Consider the following 20,745-nt stretch of genomic DNA (forward strand, 5'->3'; position numbering starts at 1 on the left):
AAGGCTGTCATTGCGACAGCCTTTTTCTTATGGAAGGAAGTAGGCTGAACCCAGAATAAAGGGGGAATGCTTTGGGCAAAATGAGTGAAACGAAAAAGGAATGAGGTTCGGTATATGGCTTCTTTTTTCAAACAAAAGAGACAAGTAAAGCAACGTGAAAAGAAAAAGGAAGATGAAAATCAATCCAAAAGCAAAACGCCAATTTATATTGAAAGTTCCCTTTCTGCCAATCTGGAAAACGTGAAGAAAAAGACGGGTAAAAGTCCCGACATCATTTTCCGAACGTTGAAAATCGGGCAAAACCCGGAGATAAAAACAACTATTTTGTATGTGCAGGGTCTGATAGATAGTCCTAGCGTTACGGACTTTTTAATTGAATCAATCATGAAAAATCCCCAACTGTCAGAAAACATACTTCCACTGGAAGCATTGGAAATTATCTCTGAGGACGTGGTTTCTCTCGGTGGGGTAGAAAGGGTCACGGACTGGGAAAAGCTATTTTTGACATTATTATCAGGGGACAGCATCATTTTTGTTGATGGAGTAAACATCGCCCTGGTTGCCAGTACAAAAGGGGGAGAGCGGCGTTCGATTCAGGAACCAAGCACGCATTTGACTGTCCGGGGATCGAGAGAAGGGTTTACGGAATCAAATGGAACGAACATCGCCATGTTACGCCGGATCATCAATACCCCGGATTTATGGATAGAGTCGATGAAAATAGGTACGGTGACCAAAACGGACGTTTCCATCATGTATATAAATGGAATTGTTAAGGAAGGGATTGTCGAGGAGGTCAAGAAGCGCTTAAATCGAATTAACATCGATAGCATTCTTGAATCAGGATATATTGAACAATTGATAGAAGACCAGGTCATGACCCCATTCCCAACCCTTAACCATACAGAAAGACCGGATATGGTCGCAGGAAATCTTCTGGAAGGAAGAGTGGCGATATTCGTTAATGGAACGCCTTTTGTCTTGGTGGCCCCGGCAATATTCGTTCAGTTTTTTCAATCTGTCGAAGACTACTATAATCGCTTTGACATTGCTTCTGCCACACGTTTTTTACGGATCATCGTTTTCATCATCTCGATAGTCGGGCCGGCTGTCTATGTTGCAGCTACGACTTTTCATCAAGAAATGATTCCAACGAAGTTGCTGATCATCGTAGCGGCCCAAAGGGAAACAGTTCCTTTGCCTGCCGTCGTTGAAGCGATTCTTATGGAAATGACCTTTGAAATATTACGGGAAGCAAGTCTTCGGATGCCAAAGGCCGTTGGTTCGACGATGTCCATTGTCGGAGCATTGGTCATCGGGCAAGCGGCCGTCCAGGCTGGTATCGTATCGCCGGCAATGGTCATCATCGTCTCGATCACGGCGATTGCCAGTTTTGCAACCCCTTCTTATTCCATAGCGATTTCAGCCCGCATTGTGCGGTTCGGATTCATCATTTGTGCCGGCACTTTGGGTTTTTATGGGATGATTTTAGCCTTTTTCATTCTCATCGTCCATTTATGCAGCCTGCGTTCACTTGGAGTTCCTTATATGACACCGCTCGCTCCTCTGAATCCTGAAGGGCTGGGCGACACATTCTTCAGAAGACCTATGTGGGCATTCAAGGAAAGGCCAAAATTTTTAACCAACGAAAATAATCTGATAAGGGAAGGCGACAATCAAAGACCCCTGCCTCCTGAATCGCGTGGAATGAAAACTTCTGACGAGAAAAAAGGTGAAGGCAATGAAACGTAAAAGATTAGTTCCGCTCTTGATGATGTTGATTGCCACCCTATTCACCACAGGCTGCTGGGATAAAACAGAGTTAAACGAAATGGCCATCGTCTCGGCGGTCGGACTCGATAGAAATAAAGAGGGAAAGTTAGTGGGAACGTTCCAAATCATTAATCCAGGCAATGTAGCGGGGGCTCTTCAGGGAGGCGGCGGAACAAATCCACCGATATCCATTTATAGGGCCACTGGAAATAATGTGCTTGAACTGGATAGTATCGCTTCAACGAAAATCTCCCGAGATATGTATTTTGCCCATGCCAACCTGGTTGTCATCGGTGAGGAACTAGCAAAAGAAGAGGGCCTCAACGATATTTTCGATGCATTTGAGCGCTCACCGGAATTCAGGGCAACTACGAGGATTGCGATTGCCCGGGGTGTAAAAGCAAGGGATATTGTCGAAACGTTAACTGCAATCGATAAGGTATCTGCTGAAAAAGTCATTAGGACGATTGAAACCACTGAAAAGACCCAAGGGAAAAGTATTAGCATCAATCTCCAAGAGGTGATCAAGAATCTGCTTAGTACTGGAAAAGAACCGATAGTAAGCGGTTTTACCGTGAGAGGAAACACAGGTAAAGAGGATAAAATGGAGAATACCATGTCCTCGGATATTGAGGCAAACCCTAATGCAGCAGGGATAGGTGTTTTTAAAAATGGCAAATTGATTGACTGGCTGGATGGCGATAAGGCAATAGGATCAATGTGGGTAATGGATAGGATCGAAAATACCCATCTAAACCTTGATTGGGAGGGGAAAAAAGACGCAATCACCTATTCGGTCATTCGCCAAAAAACCAACGTTGGGGCCAAATTGGTAAACGGCAAACCGAAAATATCGATAAAGGTCCGTGCAGAGGGAGATATCCGGGAGGTGAATGTTCCTTTGAATCTAACCGATATGCATGTTCTGATAGATATGGAAAAGAAGTTAGCGAAAGAATTGAAGAAGGAGATGGAAGATGCGATCGTTCGGGCACAAAAAAATAAATCCGATATTTTTGGTTTTGGGGAGCTCATGCACGAATCCCATCCGAAAGAGTGGAAGAAGTTGGAGGAAAACTGGGACGACGATACTTTTCCTAAACTGGAAGTTGATATGCAGGTAGAAACTTTCATTCGCCGTACCGGATTACGTAATAAGCCATATCATTCAAATATAAAAAAGAAAGATCAATAATGGAAAGGAAGTGGCATTCTCATGGAAAAGGCAAAAATCAGCGGTTATCAGCTGTTCGTCCTTATTTTCCTATTTGAAATGGGCAGTGCACTTTTGGTTCCGCTTGCAGGTGAAGCCAAGCAGGCTGCTTGGCTAGTGATCCTTATTGCGATGATAGGGGGAATTTTATTATTTTTCGTTTATTATGGCCTTTTTCAATACTACCCTGAGCAGCTGTTAACAGAGTTTGTAAAACATATATTGGGAAATTTTCTAGGCAGGATCGTAGCTTTTCTATACATCCTTTATTTGATCTATCTTGCTGCAAGGTGTCTGAGGGATTTCGGAGATACACTGCTTACTTTTGCCTATCCTCATATTCCGTTATTTGTTGCGAACGCTGTATTCATTTTAGTCGTGGTGTATACGGTCCGTAAAGGGATAGAAGTATTGGCGAGGACGGGGGAACTATTCTTTGTCTTGGAGAATTTACTTTTAATGACCTTCATGTTTCTGATTATTGCTTCAGGCATGATCCATTTAAACAACTTAAAACCCGTTTTTGAAATCAGCGGGACAGAGATGATGAAAATGGGTTTCACTAAAACCGTATTTTTTCCATTTGGCGAGATCATAGTGTTTTTAATGATTTTTCCTTATTTGAACGAACCTCAGCGACTGAAAAAAATTGGGATAGGGGGCTTGGCGACAAGCGGTATTTTTCTCGCGATAATAATGGCTGTGAATATTGCTGTACTTGGTGTGGACCTTACAACACGTTCGCAATACCCTCTTCTTACCCTCATTCAGTCCATAGAGGTCGCTGGCTTTCTTGAACGTCTCGATGTGTACTTCTTGTTTTTGTTGTTGATTGGCGGGTTCATCAAGGTAAGTGTATTAACTTATGTAGCGGTAACGGGTACGGCGAATGTTTTCAATGTTAAACAGCCCTCCAGACTTGCATACCCTGTTGGCATGGTCATTTTATTGATTTCGATTATTATGGCAAGCAGCTATACGGAACATATCTATGAAGGGCTAGATGTCGTACCAAATTACATCCATCTGCCATTTCAGGTGATCATCCCGTTGCTTCTCTTGATCATTGCCTTTTTTAAGAATCGGAAAAAAAGGAAAGGCCAGCACCAAAATAAGTTCCAAGGCGGAGTTGATCAAAAATGAAGTTCTTCGGTATTACGCTTTTGCTTCTGATCTCTTTAGTGGTCATATCTTTAGGTATGGATATTCTATTGGGATTTGATTTGGATAATTCAATCAAGCATGTCTTTAACCCATTTTTGGTGAAGGACCCCGCTGAACTTATTCTTTTTTTCATTCTTCTTGTATTCCTTGTATTCAGCTTCTTTTATCGAAAAAAGAAGAAAGGCAACACGAAAGGACAACAATGATGGTGCAATTCCCCTTGCTGAAATAGAGATGAACTCCGACTTGGGAGTTTGTCTTTTTGTTTTTTACCATCCCTGTAAACGCATTTCATAGTATGATGATTAAATGAGCTTAATTTTTAGCGTAATGTAAAATCACTCAACAAAAAACCCCCGGGAGGAGGACGGCAATTTGGATATCAAGTTGAATCAAAAAATCATAAAAGACATGTGCGGGGCCGTCTCCTTCAAAAGAGGGGAAGCTTTTCAGCGTGCCGATAAAGTGAAATTTGAAAGCTACCGTCATGATGGTTGCGAAGCAACGGTTAAAGGCAAGGAAGACTTCCATGTCACGATCGAGGCGGATGCCGTTGGCGGTTTTCAGACAAAATGCAGCTGTCCTACGCTAGCTTCCTTCCAGCGGGATTGTCAGCATATTGCAGCCGTCCTGCTGTCGGTATACGACCATCAGCAAGGTGGAACAATCCCTGAGGGCCTGCATTCAATCGGTTCTGATCCTTCAGCCAATAAGAAGTTGTCAGAGGGCTTGCTGACACTTTTCGATAATCAGCCTGTCCGCAAAAGCGGTCATCAACGCCACTTTGAAAAAAGAACGGTGCTTGAAGTAGAGTTTACGTGCAAACCAGTATGGTTGGGAACGGAACAATATATGTTAGGACTGAAAATGAAAATCGGTTCTTTCAATGTGTGGGATGTCCGGGATTTTCTGAAGCGCGTTAAAGACGGAAAACCTGCCGAAGTGTCCCATTCATTTATATATGACCCGGTATTGCATTGTTTTCAGAATGAAAATGATTCCGTGCTTCAGGAGCTCATCACAGTCATATCGGATGAAAAAGTCTTTGTTGACGCCCTGACGGATAAATCTGAATATACATTGGACAATCACTTATTACTTTTGCCTCCATCTTCTTTCCAAAGGCTTGTACCTCTCCTTGAAGCAGCGCCATTGGTGAAGCTTTCCAATGGGGATGATAGATTCAATCGTTTTCATTTATTAAACGGACCGCTTCCTTTACAGTTTGACTTTTCCGAAAGCACGGTCAAAGGGTATCAACTGAAAATTAATGGATTGCATGAGATGATTATCATGAATGCATACCAACTGGTTCTATTTAAAGGGAAATTGGTTCAGCTCGAAAATGAGGATTGCCAGCGCCTTTCTGAGTTAAAACAAATGATGGAGAATTCGGGAATGAATCAAATTCCAATCCACGATGACCAGCTGAAACTATTCCTGGACAAAGTGGTACCAGGTTTGAAAAGACTCGGTGAAGTCCATATAGCAAGATCCATCACTGAATTATTTTTGAAGACACCGCTTGTTGCAAAGCTATACTTGGATCGAGTAAAAAACAGGCTGCTAGCGGGGCTGGAGTTCCATTATGAAAATATCGTGATCAACCCTTTGGAAAAGCAGGAATCCAAGGCTATAAGGGATGTTGAGAAGGAGGCGGAGATACTAAAGCTGATGGAGGATAGCCAGTTAGCCAAGACGGACGGCGGCTATTTCTTGCATAATGAAGAGTTGGAGTATGAGTTTTTGTACCACATCGTTCCGAAACTCCAAAAGCTGGTACAAATCTTTGCCACGACTGCAGTAAGAAACAGAATTTCCCGTGGAAATGCTGCACCGCGCATTAGGGTGAATATCAAAAAAGAACGTACGAATTGGCTCGAATTCAAATTTGAAATGGATGATATCCCAGATAAACAAATTCGTGAGGTCTTAACAGCGCTTGAAGAAAAGAGGAAGTACTATCGTTTAAGGAATGGATCGCTGCTTTCCCTTGAAACAAGGGAATACGAGGAAATCAATCGTTTTCTGAATGCACTGCCTGTACAGGATGAAGACCTGGAGAGCACGCTGAACATGCCAATCGTAAAAGGGCTTCAGCTCCTTGATTCCGTGAATGACAGCCAGACATTCACAATGGAGGAGTCATTCCGTCAGTTTTTGGATAACATCGTGAATCCGGGCTCCTTGGAGTTCACGGTGCCAAATAGTCTAGTCCCAATCTTGCGCGACTATCAAAAAAACGGTTATAAATGGATGAAAATACTTGCCCAATACGGTTTTGGCGGAATTCTTGCTGATGATATGGGACTGGGAAAAACACTGCAAAGCATCGCGTTCATTTTATCCGAGCTGCCTGACATCCGTGAGAAAAGGGTTCCGGCACTTATTGTCTGCCCATCATCATTGACCTACAATTGGCTGAACGAATTCACCAAATTCGCTCCTGACATACAAGCCGTCGTCGTTGATGGCGACAAGACGGAAAGGACGAAGCTGCTTAAGGAAGCGAAGGATGCGGATGTAGTGATCACCTCTTATCCATTGCTCCGGAAAGACATCGCGTCGTTGGAAAAACAGGACTTCCATACGGTGTTTTTCGATGAGGCACAGGCCTTTAAGAACCCAGTGACACAAACGGCACGAGCGGCCAAGAAGATAAAAGCGGCACATCGCTTCGCATTGACCGGTACGCCTATCGAGAATTCCCTAGAAGAGCTCTGGTCCCTTTTCCATGTCGTATTCCCTGAACTATTCATGGGGTTAAAGGAGTATAGCAATCTCTCAAGGAAGCAGATTTCCCGAAGGATCCGCCCATTTTTGCTGCGGAGAATGAAAGAGGACGTGCTAGGTGAACTTCCGAAAAAAATCGAGTCGCTGGAATCGATGGAACTGCTTCCTGATCAGAAGAAACTGTACGGCGCCTATCTGGCGAAGCTGCGGCATGATACGCTGAAACACCTGGATAAGGACACCCTCCGGAAAAATCGGATCAGGATCCTCGCTGGCTTGACCCGGCTTCGGCAAATATGCTGTCACCCCGCCTTGTTTGTGGACGGATATAAAGGCAGTTCAGCAAAATATGAGCAACTGATGCAAATTGTCGAGGAATCGAAGCTTTCTGGAAGAAGGGTGCTGGTTTTCTCGCAATTTACAAAAATGCTTCAAATTATCGGCAGGGATTTGGCTATGAAGGGACAACCTTTTTTCTACCTGGATGGACAAACCCCATCAAAGGAACGTGTGGAAATCTGCAATCGATTTAATGCAGGAGAGCGGGATCTCTTCCTCATTTCATTGAAAGCGGGAGGTACGGGTCTCAACCTGACGGGTGCCGATACAGTCATTCTATATGACCTTTGGTGGAATCCGGCAGTTGAAGAACAAGCTGCGGACCGTGCCCATCGAATGGGACAGAAGAATGCAGTTCAAGTCATCAAACTTATTGCCCGTGGCACAATCGAAGAAAAAATGAATGAACTTCAAGAGAAAAAGAGGCACCTTATTGAAGAAATCATCGACCCTGGAGACCAGTCGTCGTCTTCGCTTACAGAAGAGGATATCAGGGAAATCCTGATGATATAAGGGGTCAGTTGAAGATAATAGTAGTGAAATGAATAGTTCAGTTATGGGGCATTCCTTTGTAATGGGGAATGCTTCTTTTGTTTTTAAAAAGAAAAGGATATTTAGGTAACAATAATAATATAATAAAAAACAACAATGTTTTATTGTAAAACGATAAAGTGTGTGTTAAATTCAAATGGATAAAAAATAAATGAGGTGCTTTTTATGAAACAAGTGTCAACGATCTTTTTGAAGATAGCCGTTATTTTTATTGGAATGCCGGTTCTTGCTTTGTGCATCTTTGTGGTGCCTGAGATTGCGAATTTTGCAGCAGAATTATATCCGAATATGACTTATTTGAAATATCTCGTTTTAATCGATTTGTATGCATCGGCGATACCTTTTTACTTTGCTCTATATCAAGCCTTTAAACTTTTAAGCTATATTGACAACAATAAAGCTTTCTCGGAATTATCTGTAAGAGCTTTAAAGACTATAAAAAATTGTGCAATCACAATCAGCAGCTTGTATGTGGTAGGAATGCCGCTCTTTTATCTTATGGCGGAGATGGACGACGCCCCAGGCATCATAGTAATCGGATTGGTCGTCATTTTTGCTTCAATGGTGATTGCAGTCTTTGCTGCTGTTCTTCAAAGGCTTTTGCAAGAGGCCATCGATATAAAATCAGAAAATGACTTAATAGTCTGAGGTGAATAACATGGCAATTATAATCAATATTGATGTGATGCTGGCTAAAAGGAAAATGAGTGTTACAGAACTTTCTGAGAGGGTTGGAATAACGATGGCTAACCTTTCCATATTGAAAAACGGCAAGGCAAAAGCGATTCGATTATCGACTTTAGAGGCGATTTGCAAGGCGTTAGAATGTCAGCCCGGAGATATTTTAGAATACCGTAATGATGAAGACACCCAAGGATAATGGTAAAGGGGAGTAAAACATGAATTTAACCATTAAAAAAATGGAGACACCAATCGTGCGAGCACTTAAACAACTCGTTCGGTTTGGTTGGGAGCAGGCCCTGTCATGTTTGTTTCCTGCCGTTATTTTTGCCTCTTTGGCTATTACAAAATTCATACCGCTTCCCTTCCTGGCGCGGTATGACTGGCTGCTCATCATCTGCCTTCTGATGCAGTGGTGGATGGTGCGTTCCGGGCTTGAAACACGGGATGAACTAAAGGTTATCACATTGTTCCACCTTATTGGTCTTGCTCTTGAACTTTTTAAGGTACATATGGGCTCCTGGACTTATCCAGAGGCAGGGATATTTAAAATCTTTGGAGTGCCTCTGTATAGCGGATTCATGTACGCAAGTGTAGCGAGTTATCTTTGCCAGGCTTGGAGGAGGTTAAAGGTTGAACTGGTCAAGTGGCCGCCGTTTTTGGTCGTTGTATCTCTTGCAGCTGCGATTTATTTGAATTTTTTTATCCACCATTATTGGATTGATGTTCGTTGGTGGTTATCTGGACTTGTCATCATCGTCTTTTTGCGGTCATGGGTCACATACGAGGTTGGTGGAACTCGGTATCGTATGCCAATCGCACTTTCTTTTGTGCTTATCGGATTTTTTATATGGATAGCCGAAAATATCGCAACGTTCTTTGGAGCATGGGAATATCCAAACCAAACCGATGCATGGAGCCTTGTTCATCTAGGAAAGGTAAGCTCATGGCTCTTATTAGTGATTGTTAGCTTTCTTATAGTAGCGACGCTAAAGCAGGTTAAGGGGAAAGATTCCACTAAGATGGATGCTAATCATTTTTTATAAACACATGAAAATAAATAAGTAAAGACGACACATCAATCGATATCTAAATTGTGTCGTCTTTGTTACTCTATGCTTTTATATACTTGATCATATAATGGTAATGCGGAGTTATATTCCGAATTTCTTCAGACAAAAGTAAAATCACCTTCACTCATTCCTATGTAACAAGTTTTAACCCCACTGCTGCGCCTAGGACCATGGCTATAAAAACGACCCTTCTCCAATCTTTGGATTCCCCATATAATAGCATCCCGATTATCGCTCCGCCTGATGCGCCGATCCCTGTCCAAATAGCATAAGCCGTCCCCATCGGCAAGGTTTTCATGGCATAAGCAAGAAAAAGGAAACTTGCTCCAAATCCGATGAATAACAACAGCAAGGATTGCCAATTACGGTCTTTGTGCAATTTATTTATCATCGCAACCCCAAACATTTCAAATAGCCCCGCTAAGATTAAAGAGACCCAAGCCATTATGATTCATCCCCTTTCTCAGCCTTATCATCAGTCACTAGCTTCAAACCGATCACCCCTGATAATAAGAGGAGGATTAATAGTGTTTTACTCAGCTTGAAGGATTCCCCAAAGAAAATGATTTCGGAAAAAACGGTACCGGCTGTCCCCATACCGACAAAAACGGCATATACCGTTCCAACAGGAAGCTTCCTGCCAGCCATTATCATCAAGTAAAAACTGATGATGATCGAAATGACCGTTCCAGACCAAGTCCAAAAGTCATCTGCATGTTTTAAGCCAATCACCCAAAATACTTCAAAAAAAGCTGCAATGAATACTTTAATCCAGTTTGTGCTCATGAAAAATCGCACCTCCAATTTTATTCTTTACTAAAAAAACAAAAAAAGCCCAAGAGATAACTGTTAAACAGTTTCTCCCAGGCTTTTATCCTTCCGTGACACAGCATGCTGTGAGTTTTCTCTCGGACCAGACCAGCAATGAGACGCACTGCGGAACCCTAGAAAACCTTTGACATATGCAATTACCTTTCATTATACATACTTTTTGAACTTACTCAAGGTAAAAGTTTAATGAAAAAAATGGATGGTGAGCTTTTTGCCACTTTAAAAAATCATCAAGTTATCATGACCTGTCAATGGAAAAAAAGAACGCAGTCAGATTCTGTTATCAGGTCAAAAAAGCCCCGAAATCTTATCCGGGGCTTTTTTGACTTGCTATTTAGGCACTCACTGTCCGTTTCCGGGATGAACCTTCTTTTTTATGTGATACATAGCTATGCAGGATCATTCCTATGATGACGATAAAGATACCGAACCACGATAACGGAGAAGGAATCGGTAAAGATAGGAATAGCAACTCGCCGGCTAGGGCAAAAAGGACCTCCATCGATTGTGTAGCTTCGACTGAAGCTAATTTCTGCATATTTCCACTTACCAAATCGGTCGCTTTGAAAAAAAGGACCGTGGCAATGACACCTGAAAATAGTGCGACCAAAAGGGATTGGAAACTCTGCATCTTCGTCGGTGCCCCTACTGTAAAGAAACCGTACAATGAAAGCAGGAACCAGAATGGCAAACTCGCCAAAGTCATTCCCAATACACGCTGGTAAGCATCCAAACGTCCTTCGGATACTTCCATCATTTTGCGATTTCCCAAAGGATATGCAAACGAGGCGATGACGATAGGAATCACTCCCAACCAAAGATTGGCCATAGAAATATGCTTGGTGTGTTCCAGTTGCATCAGGATGATTCCTAGCAGGATGATCATGGACATGAGGAGACCTTTCACAGAAACCTTTCCTCTTTGCCTTTCGAGCCCATCTTTCGTTTGGACATTTTCAAAAAACAGCGGCGCAAGTAATGCACCCGAAATGATCGTGATTTGCCAAGTGCCGGCGATTAGCCAGCCAGGTGAGTAGGCGGATGCAAAGCATAAAGGAGCATAAAATAACCCAAAACCGACAAAACTCCAAAGCAGCCAAGGACCTGGTTTTTCTCTCATCACCCGTAAAAGGGGACGCAGATTTTTTCTGCTTAATACGATACAAAACAGAAAAGGCACCATAAAGAAATAACGCAGCGAAGCACTCCATATCCAACTGCCGCCAGATAACTCCATGGCTTGATTTAAAACAAAAGTAAATGCAAAAAAGAAAGCAGAACAAATACCTAATATAATCGGACGCAATTGACTCACCTCAATCTGTTTAATGAGTCAGTAAGACTCTGGAAGGATGGCAATCGTTTCGGCTCTCTGGAAGGATTTTCAAATATATCCACTGTGTTAAAAGCGGAATGAATTTTCGGAATATTATAAGTGATCAATTTAAATTGTCCTTCAAAAGCAAAAGAAAATCAACCGGATTCTTTTAAGCTAGCGTATTTCATTCTCCATGATTCGACATGGAATGAAAAGAATGCTTGTTGGAATTAAATGAAGGCGTTTCCATTTTGATATTTTGAATGACAAAATATACCAAGTTTGAAGCGGAGAACGCTGTTATGACGCGCCATATGAAGGGATTACTAATAATTTATATAAAAATCATAGAGAGGCAGATAATATATGAAGATACGAGAATTGACGAATATGGTAGGTAGTGGTATCTTTATAGAAGTGCAAATAATGTCGAATGGTGACGAAATATATAGATGCAACATTCGCAAGAAAGTTAGTGGGGTAAATTAAATGAAATCTACAGGTATTGTACGTAAAGTTGACGAATTAGGACGGGTAGTCATTCCAATTGAACTACGCCGGACATTAGGAATTAATGAGAAAGACGCTCTGGAGATTTATGTAGAACAAGAGCGCATCATCCTTCAAAAATATAAACCAAACATGACTTGCCAGGTTACAGGTGAAGTTTCCGATGACAATATGAAACTTGTTGGCGGTAAATTAATACTTAGCCCTGAAGGTGCCGAACTTCTAATTAAAGAAATTCAAGCCAGCATGGAAACGGCTAAATAATTAATATGCTAGATATATAGCATCCGAGTGTAGGGAGGTTTTCCCTACACTTTTTTTTTATATTAAATGGTGAAATAATAAAAATGGTTCGATTCACGGACGAAACCAATTTTTTCATAAAGCCTCTGTGCTTTTACATTATCCTTGCCTGTCTCCAGTGATACTCCTTTTGTACCTGTTTCGCGTGCAAATGTGATGGCCGCGTTTAATAACTCCTCGCCGAATCCCTTTTCGCGAGCGGATTCCTTCACGAATAAATCATTCAACACCCATGACCGCATCATACTCACAGATGAAAAAGAAGGATATAATTGGACAAAACCAATTGCAGTTCCTTCATCAAAGGCGATAAAAATCACAGACTCCCCATTTGTCAGCCTTTCCCTTAAAAACTCCCTTGCGCGACCAGGATCGGATGCTTGCTCATAAAACACTCTGTATAAATCAAATAGTTCGGTCAATGATTCCAACTCATGCAATGTAGCCTTCTGTATGCTCATAAACGGCTCCCCCTAACGGTTTAATACCCCTAATTTACCATTTATTTATGCTATCCGACAAATTCAGGACCGCCTTTTCCAGCGCCAAAAATCAGGATGGAGCTCAAAAAGGCGCCATCCTGATTTTATTTCATCATGAAGCGGGCTATTAGACCAAGCTGAGCAGCAAACTCATGGATGATAAGCGTTTATTCGTCAAATGTAGCAGCAAACTCATGAGATATAGGCGTTTACTCGTGAGTTTGGAGTAAATACTCGTGAGATTGGCTGATTTACTCGTGAGTTTGGAGCAAATACTCGTGAGATTGGCTGATTTACTCGTGAATGATGCATGATCAAATAAAAATTGGCCATAAATCACAAATCAAAAATTTTCATTACCGCAGTGGTTTAGCTTCTATACCACCTGTGTTAAGGATATGTACCTTTACGTTTATATGATGTATCGAATCCTCATCCAGAAAATCAGTCGGCTCTTTTATATGATTCTTTTGCCAGTATTTTGTCTCTTTGAGATAAAGGGTCTTGCCCAAGCTTAAAGGATCTGCGTTCTTTTGAATCCCGCTTTTGAAGGATGTTTGGATGTCTTTTTTTATTTGATTTTCTAATTTTCGTTTAATTTTATCCATATCTATTTGAGTATCAAGCCCCAGTATTTTACCTGATACGACAACATCGATATCGAATTTGAATTTACCATCCTTGAAAACAGGTTTTACTTTATGTTGTGGTTGGGAGAAAGAGGCATAGATGTCTTGTTTATTCATTCTAATGCTTACGGGAGTTTTGTTGGTACTTTTAGTGAGCCAGCGTACACCGCTCAGTTCCTTTTCAGAGAACCAGGGCTGGGATACTTTATAGTAAATGACAAATGCACCATCCATATAGAGGCTCTTTCGATTTTTATCTTTTTCTTTCCAAACTTTATCATTCCAGGAAATGGAGGGTAAGATGGTTGTATATGCTTTTTCCCGTTGACTAGAATAATACTTTTGGACGGTAATGGGTTCGATGTATGATCTGTTCCTATATATATCTTCTGGTAAAAATAATGTCGTGTATAAAGGCGATAAATTAAAATAACCATTAATGGAGAAAAGTTCATCCATGGAACTTTTTGTGGCAAATATATTGGCTGAGTACCTAAGTAATTGGTTTCTGTATATATAATCCACTATTTCTGCGCTTTGCTGTTTCAAAACATTTTCACTGATAACAAACGTAGAAACATGCCCTATATAGAGAGACTGTTGAGTATTGCGCATTAGTTTATTTATGGCGATCGAGATGGAACGGCCTTTTTGTTTCCCTACATATATGGGAGGACTTTGCGTTGGCTTGGCCTCCGTTTTAGCTACCGCTGCGAAGTCTACAAGCTGCGTATAAACAATGTACTCCCCATCCTTGAAATCAATCCCGATGGCCGTTATATAATGAAAGTCCTGAATCGTTTTTTCATCCCAGCAGCCTGAAAGTAAAAGGATTAAAGGGAGGGTCAAGCAAATTTTACAGATGCGGAACATTCCTTACTGCCCCTTTCTGGTCTTATCGTTAGCTGACAATGATCGCTTGCTCATGGAATTCCATGGCCTCATTATGAATGCATCAATTATTTTTGTGAATCTTGGTGGGTTCAGTCCGCCAATATAAGAAACCCCGAATGATTCAAGTCTGGATAATAAAGTGACAATCGAGAGTAAACCGATTATCATGCCGTAAATTCCATAAATGCAGCTTAGTAACAGTACAAACATACGTAAAATAGTAACGGCACCTGTTAAAGACTGGTTTACAAGGGTATATGATGCGACAGAGGTTACGGCAGTGACCACAAGCATGGTTTGTGAGGTCAGACCTGCCCTTATCGCGGCATCACCGACAATGAGACCGCCTACAACGGCAACTGTCTGTCCAACCGCTTTAGGTAACCTGACTCCGGACTCACGGAATAATTCAAATAAGATCAGCATGAGAATGAATTCCATGGTGGCAGATAAGGGAAGTCCCAGCCTAGAAAGGGTTATGGTAGCTAGTAACGGAAACGGGACCTGTTCAATATTGAAAGCGGAAATGGATATCCAGAACCCCGGCAATAAAACGGTAATGCCAAGCCCCATAAAGCGAAGCAGTCGCTCAAGGCTAACAAAAAGATAAGGGAGATTCGAATCTTCTGCGGTTTTTATTTGCAATAGTAATGTAGAAGGAGCCACGATTATTGTGGGCATACCATCCACGATTAGAATGAATCTTCCTTGATTGAGTGCTTCGACTGCAAAATCAGGGCGACTCGTATAATGGGTGAGTGGAAAAATACTATATTTACTGTTTGTAATCAGTTCCTCCAATTGTTGGCTGCTCACCAATATATCAATATCAATGTTATTAATTTTCGACCTTACATTTTTAACGAGTTCTTTATTGATAATGTCATCCATGTACATCAGTCCGACTTTCGTCTGACTGCGCTTGCCAACGATAAACTCTTCATAGGCGAGCGATTTTGTTTTTAGCCGCTTTCTGATTAAAACAGTATTGATGGATATGTCCTCGACAAACCCATCCCTTGGGCCCCTTACAGAGACCTCGAAGGAAGACTCCTCAGGCTGGCGGTTCGGAACATTGGACAAATTTATTGAAAATAACTTTTGGGTTGATGGTATGAATAATAATGCATACCCAGAGAAAATTAGCTGTTGGACGTTATTGAATTCGCTATCAATGGTTACTTTCGTCAGATCTATCAAGGGTTTTAGCTTGTTGATTGATTCTTCAGCATCGATTCTCTCATCCAATTCCATCATTTTGTTTAGCTTTTCCAAAATACCCTCGTTCAGTAAACTGATGTCGGCCATACCCGAGCAATAAAAAATAAGGACAGGAATGGGCCTTTCGGTTTCTCCGAGATAAATCGTGTCAAACATGATATCTGAGCTTGAACTGAATAACTCCCGAAATGTCTCCTCCCTTAATTCAGGCGGGGGTAGTTCATTTTTGGATCGTTTCATTCGCATGTCGTTTACCCTCCTTAGAACTGATGAAAGTGCCGATAAATAAAAAGGCGGACAAAAGTAACAGGAAATAAAAAGCGCCAGGATAGTAGAAAGTCTGGCTTACATGCAAGAACTTGAAATTACTGAATGGTACGATGGAGATGACGACCATGGGGAAGCCTACAGCGAAAAGAATACCAAGCTTCATAATATTAGTTTTTCCTTTAAAGACTTCCGTTATTAGAAATAACGCCAGTGAAACACGGATATAGGCACCAGCAAGCCATTGATAAATGGAAAAGAAGTCTGTATGTTCGATATATTTACCAATTGTCAGCAGACGCCATTGTTCATAGGCGGGGTACCTCATTGCTTCGGCTAAGGTCGGCCCGAATTCAGCGAGTGCTGCTGTTAATGGGCCAAGAAGTAAAAACACTAAACCGAGGCATAAGAAAACTAGTACCTTTAGATTGAGCTTATCCGATAGTTTTTCCTGAAAAAAAACGATTAAAATCAGTTCGGCAAGGCCATAACCAGAATATTGAAAGGTTTTAACGCCATGAAAATAGCCATTCTCGAAAAGGGGAAAGAGGTGGCTGTATTCTTTTGTCGGTATATTTCCGGTCGCAACGAAAATGCCAAGAATGACGACTATTGGCAATAATACAGAAGAGCTAATGGCGATGGAGCGCATACCGGAATGGGCAAGAAAAATGCATAGCAGCGTAAAAGGAATGATAATCGCTAAACTTGGGGTTTCAAAAAGAAAGCTTGTCGTGATCCAATCAATCGTTTCCTTTGTAGTGGCCAAAACAAGGCTTATCAGATAAATCACTATAAAGAATAAAGCGATATTTTTAATATGTTTCCCAAATCTATTTTCAAGCCAATCCGTCAGGGGTTGATTATTCATATTCTTGATTATTCTCGATAATATGTAGGCCCAAATCGGTATCAATCCAATAGTTAGGATAGAAAAAAACCAAGCATCCCTTCCGCCGGTTGATAGGAGGAAAGGCGTCAAAATCACGTGATTAAGAAGGCCGATTGATAAAAAGAAGATGCTAAGAGTTTGTATCGAGCTGATTTTCTTCAAGATGATCCGATCCCCATTTCCATTGTTTAAAGATTGGATTGATGCACATGGCATTCTTTTGTTATGGTTGCTAAATGTGGAATTAGTATACGCACTTAAGGTAGATGGATAAAAATTCCTGTTTTTGGTCAATCATGTTCAAGGTGCATTTTTAGGATTGAAAACATAGATTTGCCGGTAAAAAGGATTTGTATCAATTGATAAGGAATATATATTGGATGCTATTTTTATTGGAGATCTAGGGGGAATGAAGATGGATGTAAGATACCCGATTGGAACGTTTCAGTTTGACGGGGAGATCACTAGTGGTGTAGCCGAGGGGTGGCTCAACGAGATTGATTCTTTGCCTCGGATGCTGCGGGAAGCGGTAGGCAACCTGGATGATGAACAGCTTGATACGGCTTATCGTCCTGGAGGGTGGACGGTCCGCCAAGTGGTGCATCATGTTGCTGATAGTCATATGAATGCGTATATTCGCTTCAAATTGGCCCTTACGGAAGAAAGTCCGGTCATTAAACCATACGAAGAGGGGCAATGGGCAGAGCTGCCTGATTATGATTTGCCGATTGAAGTTTCTCTATCACTAATTGAAGCTGTACATATCCGCATGGGCAAACTTTTATCGGGTCTTCATGCAGACGAACTGAGCCGAATATTCATCCATCCCGATTCAGGAGAAGTGACTATCGGAAAAAATATAGGCATTTATGCGTGGCATGGGCGTCATCATCTGGCCCATATTACTTCTTTATCAAAGCGCTTGGGATGGTGAATATGACTGGGAAAGGTGTGATTACTGTGAATGCCGATGTGAAAATCGAACAATTGACATCAATCGAATACTTCCTTAATGAACTTTCCGACCTCTTGGTGCAGGTTGTGGATGATGGCGCGTCCATCGGTTTTTTACCGCCCATGGAACGGTCTGAGGCGGTTGATTATTGGAGTAGTGACATAAATCCTGATGTGATTTTATTAGTTGCTAAATTACAGGGTAAGATAGTCGGGAGTGTACAGTTACATGTATGTTCAAAGCAAAACGGCAGCCATCGTGCGGAAATCGCAAAATTAATGACACATACTGGTTATAGGCGAAATGGAATAGGACGTTCACTCATGCTAGAGGCTGAGAAGAGGGCCGAGCAGGAGGGACGGACATTATTGGTCCTGGATACAAGGGAAGGCGATCCTTCTAACTCCCTGTATACTTCATTGGGATATACTCAGGCAGGCAGGATTCCTGATTATGCTAAATCTGCAAATGGTGATTTACATCCGACCATTTTTTATTTTAAAATTATATCAGGTCATGAATGGAAAGGGTGAATTCAAGTGCAAGCTGTCATCGAAAAAGAAGGTAATGGGATTATCGCAAGATTCGATCGCCTGCTCAAACATTCTGTTGAAAAAGTATGGAGTGCTTTAACGGAGAATGATAAAGTGGAAAAATGGATGTCCAACCTGGAAATGAAAAACCTTCGAAAAGACGGGACCATAAAATTCAATTTCAATGATGGGTCAGGGAAATCTTTTGATATGAAAATCAGGGACTTCCAAGAATCTTCCGTTTTAGATTTTGAATGGGGGGACGGCTGGGTTCGTTTCGAGGTATCCCCTGAAAAGGATGGATGCTCATTAGTATTGAAAGAATTCATCACGCCAGTTAATGATCATACATCAAAAGATTTGGCAGGATGGCATATATGCCTTGATATGTTTAGTGATTTACTTGATGGTCATCATCAGGACTTCCCGATGGATGAATGGAAAAAATGGCATAAGGAATATACTGCCGCCGTCAAACGAATTGATGGATGAATGGCATGCAGGTGGATACATAAGGAAGCGGAAAGTGAACTTTAACCAAAGCCGAAGTGGTGCTTCTGCCATGTAGGAAGTTATTCATTGATATTCCAGTTGGCTCCATGTTAAGATGACTTTAACTTTTAAGAAATGGAGGTTTTCCTTGTGACATTTATCAGATTGCATTTCCACTCTTTGAACCGTTAATTGAATACGTTCAAGGGCTCTGCATGTCCGCAGGGTAAATGGGAATGGTCTGTCTATTTTTAAGGAAACCTTCATTTTACGCTTTTGTGAAAAAAAGAGACGATTTCAACTTCTTTTTTTGTTTTCAGCTGAAGCCGCAAGCAACCTTTGTGATCAAAGGGTTTTGCTATCCAGTAGACTTCAAATAGAAGGATTAGTAACGGGAGAAATACTTTACCTATCCAATGAGGTCATTTTGGATACGTAAAGTGGTGGATTCTCCATTGTATTGACCAAACCGAAGGCCAGTGGGAGATTATTTTTTTCGTGATAATCATCCTATCAGGTTTCTTTGGATAGGTTCTGATCCATTTACTCTAAACACAGGCAGATAGCCTGTGTTTTTTTTAGGGCATTAAGAAAAAAATTGAAAATAGAAAGAGGTGTTTAAGGGGTGAAATCATTAAATGAACAAGTAAAAGACAATTGGAAAAAGAATATCACTCTTTTTTTAGGCAGTCAGACCATATCCCTCTTTGGTTCATCCTTAGTTCAGTATGCCATCATGTGGTATATCACGTTGAATACGCAGTCGGGTGTCATGATGACGATATCCATCGTTTGTGGTTTCGTGCCTACCTTTATACTCTCTCCAATCGCGGGGGTATGGGCAGACCGCTATAATCGGAAGATGCTGATCATTCTTTCGGATTCATTGATTGCCATTTCAACGCTGATATTGGCCATCTTGTTTTTAATCGGCTACGATGAGCTGTGGCTGCTTTTCGTCATGTCGGCTGTCCGGGCGATAGGAACTGGAATCCAGACTCCTGCAGTCGGGGCCATTCTTCCCCAGCTTGTGCCAGAGGATAAGCTTACGAAGGTGAATGGGACAAATGGAAGCATTCAAGCGCTAGTGATGCTCGTTTCCCCCATGGTGAGCGGCGCGCTGCTTACGATGGCTTCAATCGAAACCATTTTCTTCATTGATGTGATTACAGCTGCAATTGCCATCTTCACTTTGCTGGCATTTTTGAAAATTCCAGCACATGCGAAGGCATTACAAAAGCAATCAACCAGCTATTTCACCGATTTGAAAGAAGGGTTCAGTTATATCAGGAATCATGACTTTCTTAAGAAGTTCTTTATATTTTTCGCATTTTTCTTCGTGCTTGCCGCACCTGTTGCATTTCTTACACCGCTTCAGGTCACACGCTCTTTCGGGAATGATGTTTGGCGGTTGACTGCGATAGAAATCACTTTTGCCATCGGAATGATGCTAGGCGGGATTTTCATGGCTTCGTGGGGAGGCTTTAAAAACAAAATCCATACGATGACACTTGCGAGCCTAATAATTGGGGCCTGTACTTTCGCTCTTGGAATCATCCCCGTTTTCTGGATTTACTTGATCATCATGGGGGTAGTTGGATTGGCGATGCCCATCTTTAATACGCCGTCCATGGTCTTGTTACAGGAGAAGGTCGAGGGTGATCTTCTTGGGAGGGTATTTGGTGTTTTAGGGATGATCTCGACTTCGATGATGCCCCTGGGAATGCTTGTATTCGGACCGATATCCGACATCATTAAAATTGAATGGCTGCTTATAGGAACTGGTTTATTGCTGTTCATACAAGGCTTTTTCCTGCTGGGCAGCAAAGTGTTGATCGAAGCCGGAAAACCAATCTCGAAAGACGCCCCCGAGTAATGGTACACAGAACG

At 41.7% G+C, this 20,745-nt stretch carries 20 protein-coding genes and 1 riboswitch; of the genes, 13 read left to right on the top strand and 7 right to left on the bottom strand.

Annotation, left to right across the window (positions count from 1 at the left end; translation table 11 throughout):
- The first annotated feature begins 114 nt into the window (after positions 1-114).
- From ACFVS1_RS02120 to ACFVS1_RS02155, 8 genes are all read left to right on the top strand, one after another.
- Positions 115-1,752, top strand: coding sequence for a spore germination protein (locus ACFVS1_RS02120; RefSeq protein WP_352925350.1), 1,638 nt, complete (start codon positions 115-117; stop codon positions 1,750-1,752).
- Entirely contained in the window at positions 1,742-2,968 is a 1,227-nt protein-coding gene (locus ACFVS1_RS02125; protein ID WP_387544948.1) for a Ger(x)C family spore germination protein, read from the top strand. The genes ACFVS1_RS02120 and ACFVS1_RS02125 overlap by 11 nt, the downstream gene beginning before the upstream one ends.
- A gap of 21 nt (positions 2,969-2,989) precedes the next feature.
- Positions 2,990-4,129, top strand: a complete 1,140-nt coding sequence (locus tag ACFVS1_RS02130; RefSeq protein ID WP_352925354.1) for a GerAB/ArcD/ProY family transporter — start codon at positions 2,990-2,992, stop codon at positions 4,127-4,129.
- Positions 4,126-4,356 carry a YczF family membrane protein gene (locus tag ACFVS1_RS02135; protein WP_352925356.1) on the top strand — a complete coding sequence of 77 codons (231 nt, stop codon included), beginning with the start codon at positions 4,126-4,128 and terminating at the stop codon, positions 4,354-4,356. The genes ACFVS1_RS02130 and ACFVS1_RS02135 overlap by 4 nt, the downstream gene beginning before the upstream one ends.
- 169 nt (positions 4,357-4,525) lie before the next feature.
- On the top strand, positions 4,526-7,735 hold the full coding sequence (locus ACFVS1_RS02140) for a DEAD/DEAH box helicase (RefSeq protein WP_387544950.1): 3,210 nt from the start codon (positions 4,526-4,528) through the stop codon (positions 7,733-7,735).
- Positions 7,736-7,939: 204 nt separating this feature from the next.
- Complete coding sequence (locus tag ACFVS1_RS02145; protein WP_387544952.1) at positions 7,940-8,422, top strand: DUF2975 domain-containing protein; 483 nt, start codon at positions 7,940-7,942, stop codon at positions 8,420-8,422.
- A 10-nt stretch (positions 8,423-8,432) separates the two neighbouring features.
- Positions 8,433-8,654: a helix-turn-helix domain-containing protein gene (locus ACFVS1_RS02150; protein ID WP_101223077.1), complete on the top strand. Its 222-nt coding sequence runs from the start codon at positions 8,433-8,435 to the stop codon at positions 8,652-8,654.
- Between the two features lie 55 nt (positions 8,655-8,709).
- Positions 8,710-9,501: a DUF817 domain-containing protein gene (locus tag ACFVS1_RS02155; protein WP_387549179.1), complete on the top strand. Its 792-nt coding sequence runs from the start codon at positions 8,710-8,712 to the stop codon at positions 9,499-9,501.
- A gap of 157 nt (positions 9,502-9,658) precedes the next feature.
- Here ACFVS1_RS02155 and ACFVS1_RS02160 read toward each other — a convergent pair whose 3' ends face one another.
- From ACFVS1_RS02160 to ACFVS1_RS02170, 3 genes are all read right to left on the bottom strand, one after another.
- On the bottom strand, positions 9,659-9,973 hold the full coding sequence (locus ACFVS1_RS02160) for a DMT family transporter (protein ID WP_387544953.1): 315 nt from the start codon (positions 9,971-9,973) through the stop codon (positions 9,659-9,661).
- Complete coding sequence (locus ACFVS1_RS02165) at positions 9,973-10,314, bottom strand: DMT family transporter (protein ID WP_063232562.1); 342 nt, start codon at positions 10,312-10,314, stop codon at positions 9,973-9,975. Before ACFVS1_RS02165 ends, ACFVS1_RS02160 begins: the two co-directional genes overlap by 1 nt.
- A gap of 72 nt (positions 10,315-10,386) precedes the next feature.
- A riboswitch (guanidine-I (ykkC/yxkD leader) is annotated at positions 10,387-10,487 on the bottom strand.
- 206 nt (positions 10,488-10,693) lie between these two features.
- A complete protein-coding gene (locus tag ACFVS1_RS02170; protein WP_137023660.1) occupies positions 10,694-11,665 on the bottom strand; it encodes a DMT family transporter in 972 nt (323 codons plus the stop codon).
- A gap of 501 nt (positions 11,666-12,166) precedes the next feature.
- Here ACFVS1_RS02170 and ACFVS1_RS02175 point away from each other — a divergent pair.
- Complete coding sequence (locus ACFVS1_RS02175; RefSeq protein ID WP_241589106.1) at positions 12,167-12,451, top strand: transition state genes transcriptional regulator AbrB; 285 nt, start codon at positions 12,167-12,169, stop codon at positions 12,449-12,451.
- 62 nt (positions 12,452-12,513) lie between these two features.
- On the opposite strand, the gene ACFVS1_RS02180 is transcribed toward ACFVS1_RS02175, so the two are convergent.
- The 4 genes from ACFVS1_RS02180 to ACFVS1_RS02195 all read right to left on the bottom strand — a co-directional run bounded on the left by ACFVS1_RS02180 (position 12,514) and on the right by ACFVS1_RS02195 (position 17,037).
- The gene (locus ACFVS1_RS02180) at positions 12,514-12,951 is read right to left on the bottom strand and encodes a GNAT family N-acetyltransferase (RefSeq protein WP_387544955.1); all 438 of its coding nucleotides are present in this window, start codon (positions 12,949-12,951) and stop codon (positions 12,514-12,516) included.
- A gap of 377 nt (positions 12,952-13,328) precedes the next feature.
- Entirely contained in the window at positions 13,329-14,474 is a 1,146-nt protein-coding gene (locus tag ACFVS1_RS02185; protein WP_352925370.1) for a Ger(x)C family spore germination protein, read from the bottom strand.
- A 3-nt stretch (positions 14,475-14,477) separates the two neighbouring features.
- Complete coding sequence (locus tag ACFVS1_RS02190) at positions 14,478-15,962, bottom strand: spore germination protein (RefSeq protein ID WP_387544957.1); 1,485 nt, start codon at positions 15,960-15,962, stop codon at positions 14,478-14,480.
- Complete coding sequence (locus ACFVS1_RS02195; protein WP_387544959.1) at positions 15,937-17,037, bottom strand: endospore germination permease; 1,101 nt, start codon at positions 17,035-17,037, stop codon at positions 15,937-15,939. Before ACFVS1_RS02195 ends, ACFVS1_RS02190 begins: the two co-directional genes overlap by 26 nt.
- 253 nt (positions 17,038-17,290) lie before the next feature.
- On the opposite strand from ACFVS1_RS02195, the gene ACFVS1_RS02200 reads away from it, so the two are divergent.
- The 4 genes from ACFVS1_RS02200 (at position 17,291) to ACFVS1_RS02215 (ending at position 20,731) form a co-directional block, all read left to right on the top strand.
- Positions 17,291-17,809, top strand: coding sequence for a YfiT family bacillithiol transferase (locus ACFVS1_RS02200; protein WP_387544961.1), 519 nt, complete (start codon positions 17,291-17,293; stop codon positions 17,807-17,809).
- 2 nt (positions 17,810-17,811) lie between these two features.
- Positions 17,812-18,363, top strand: coding sequence for a GNAT family N-acetyltransferase (locus ACFVS1_RS02205; protein WP_387544962.1), 552 nt, complete (start codon positions 17,812-17,814; stop codon positions 18,361-18,363).
- A 6-nt stretch (positions 18,364-18,369) separates the two neighbouring features.
- Positions 18,370-18,855 (top strand): SRPBCC family protein, encoded by a 486-nt coding sequence (locus ACFVS1_RS02210; RefSeq protein WP_387544963.1) that lies wholly within the window; start codon positions 18,370-18,372, stop codon positions 18,853-18,855.
- Between the two features lie 625 nt (positions 18,856-19,480).
- Positions 19,481-20,731: an MFS transporter gene (locus tag ACFVS1_RS02215; protein WP_352925381.1), complete on the top strand. Its 1,251-nt coding sequence runs from the start codon at positions 19,481-19,483 to the stop codon at positions 20,729-20,731.
- Positions 20,732-20,745: the final 14 nt, after the last annotated feature.

Origin of the sequence: Peribacillus sp. NPDC058075, assembly GCF_042885195.1 — a bacterium.
In the GTDB taxonomy this organism is placed as follows: domain Bacteria; phylum Bacillota; class Bacilli; order Bacillales; family DSM-1321; genus Peribacillus.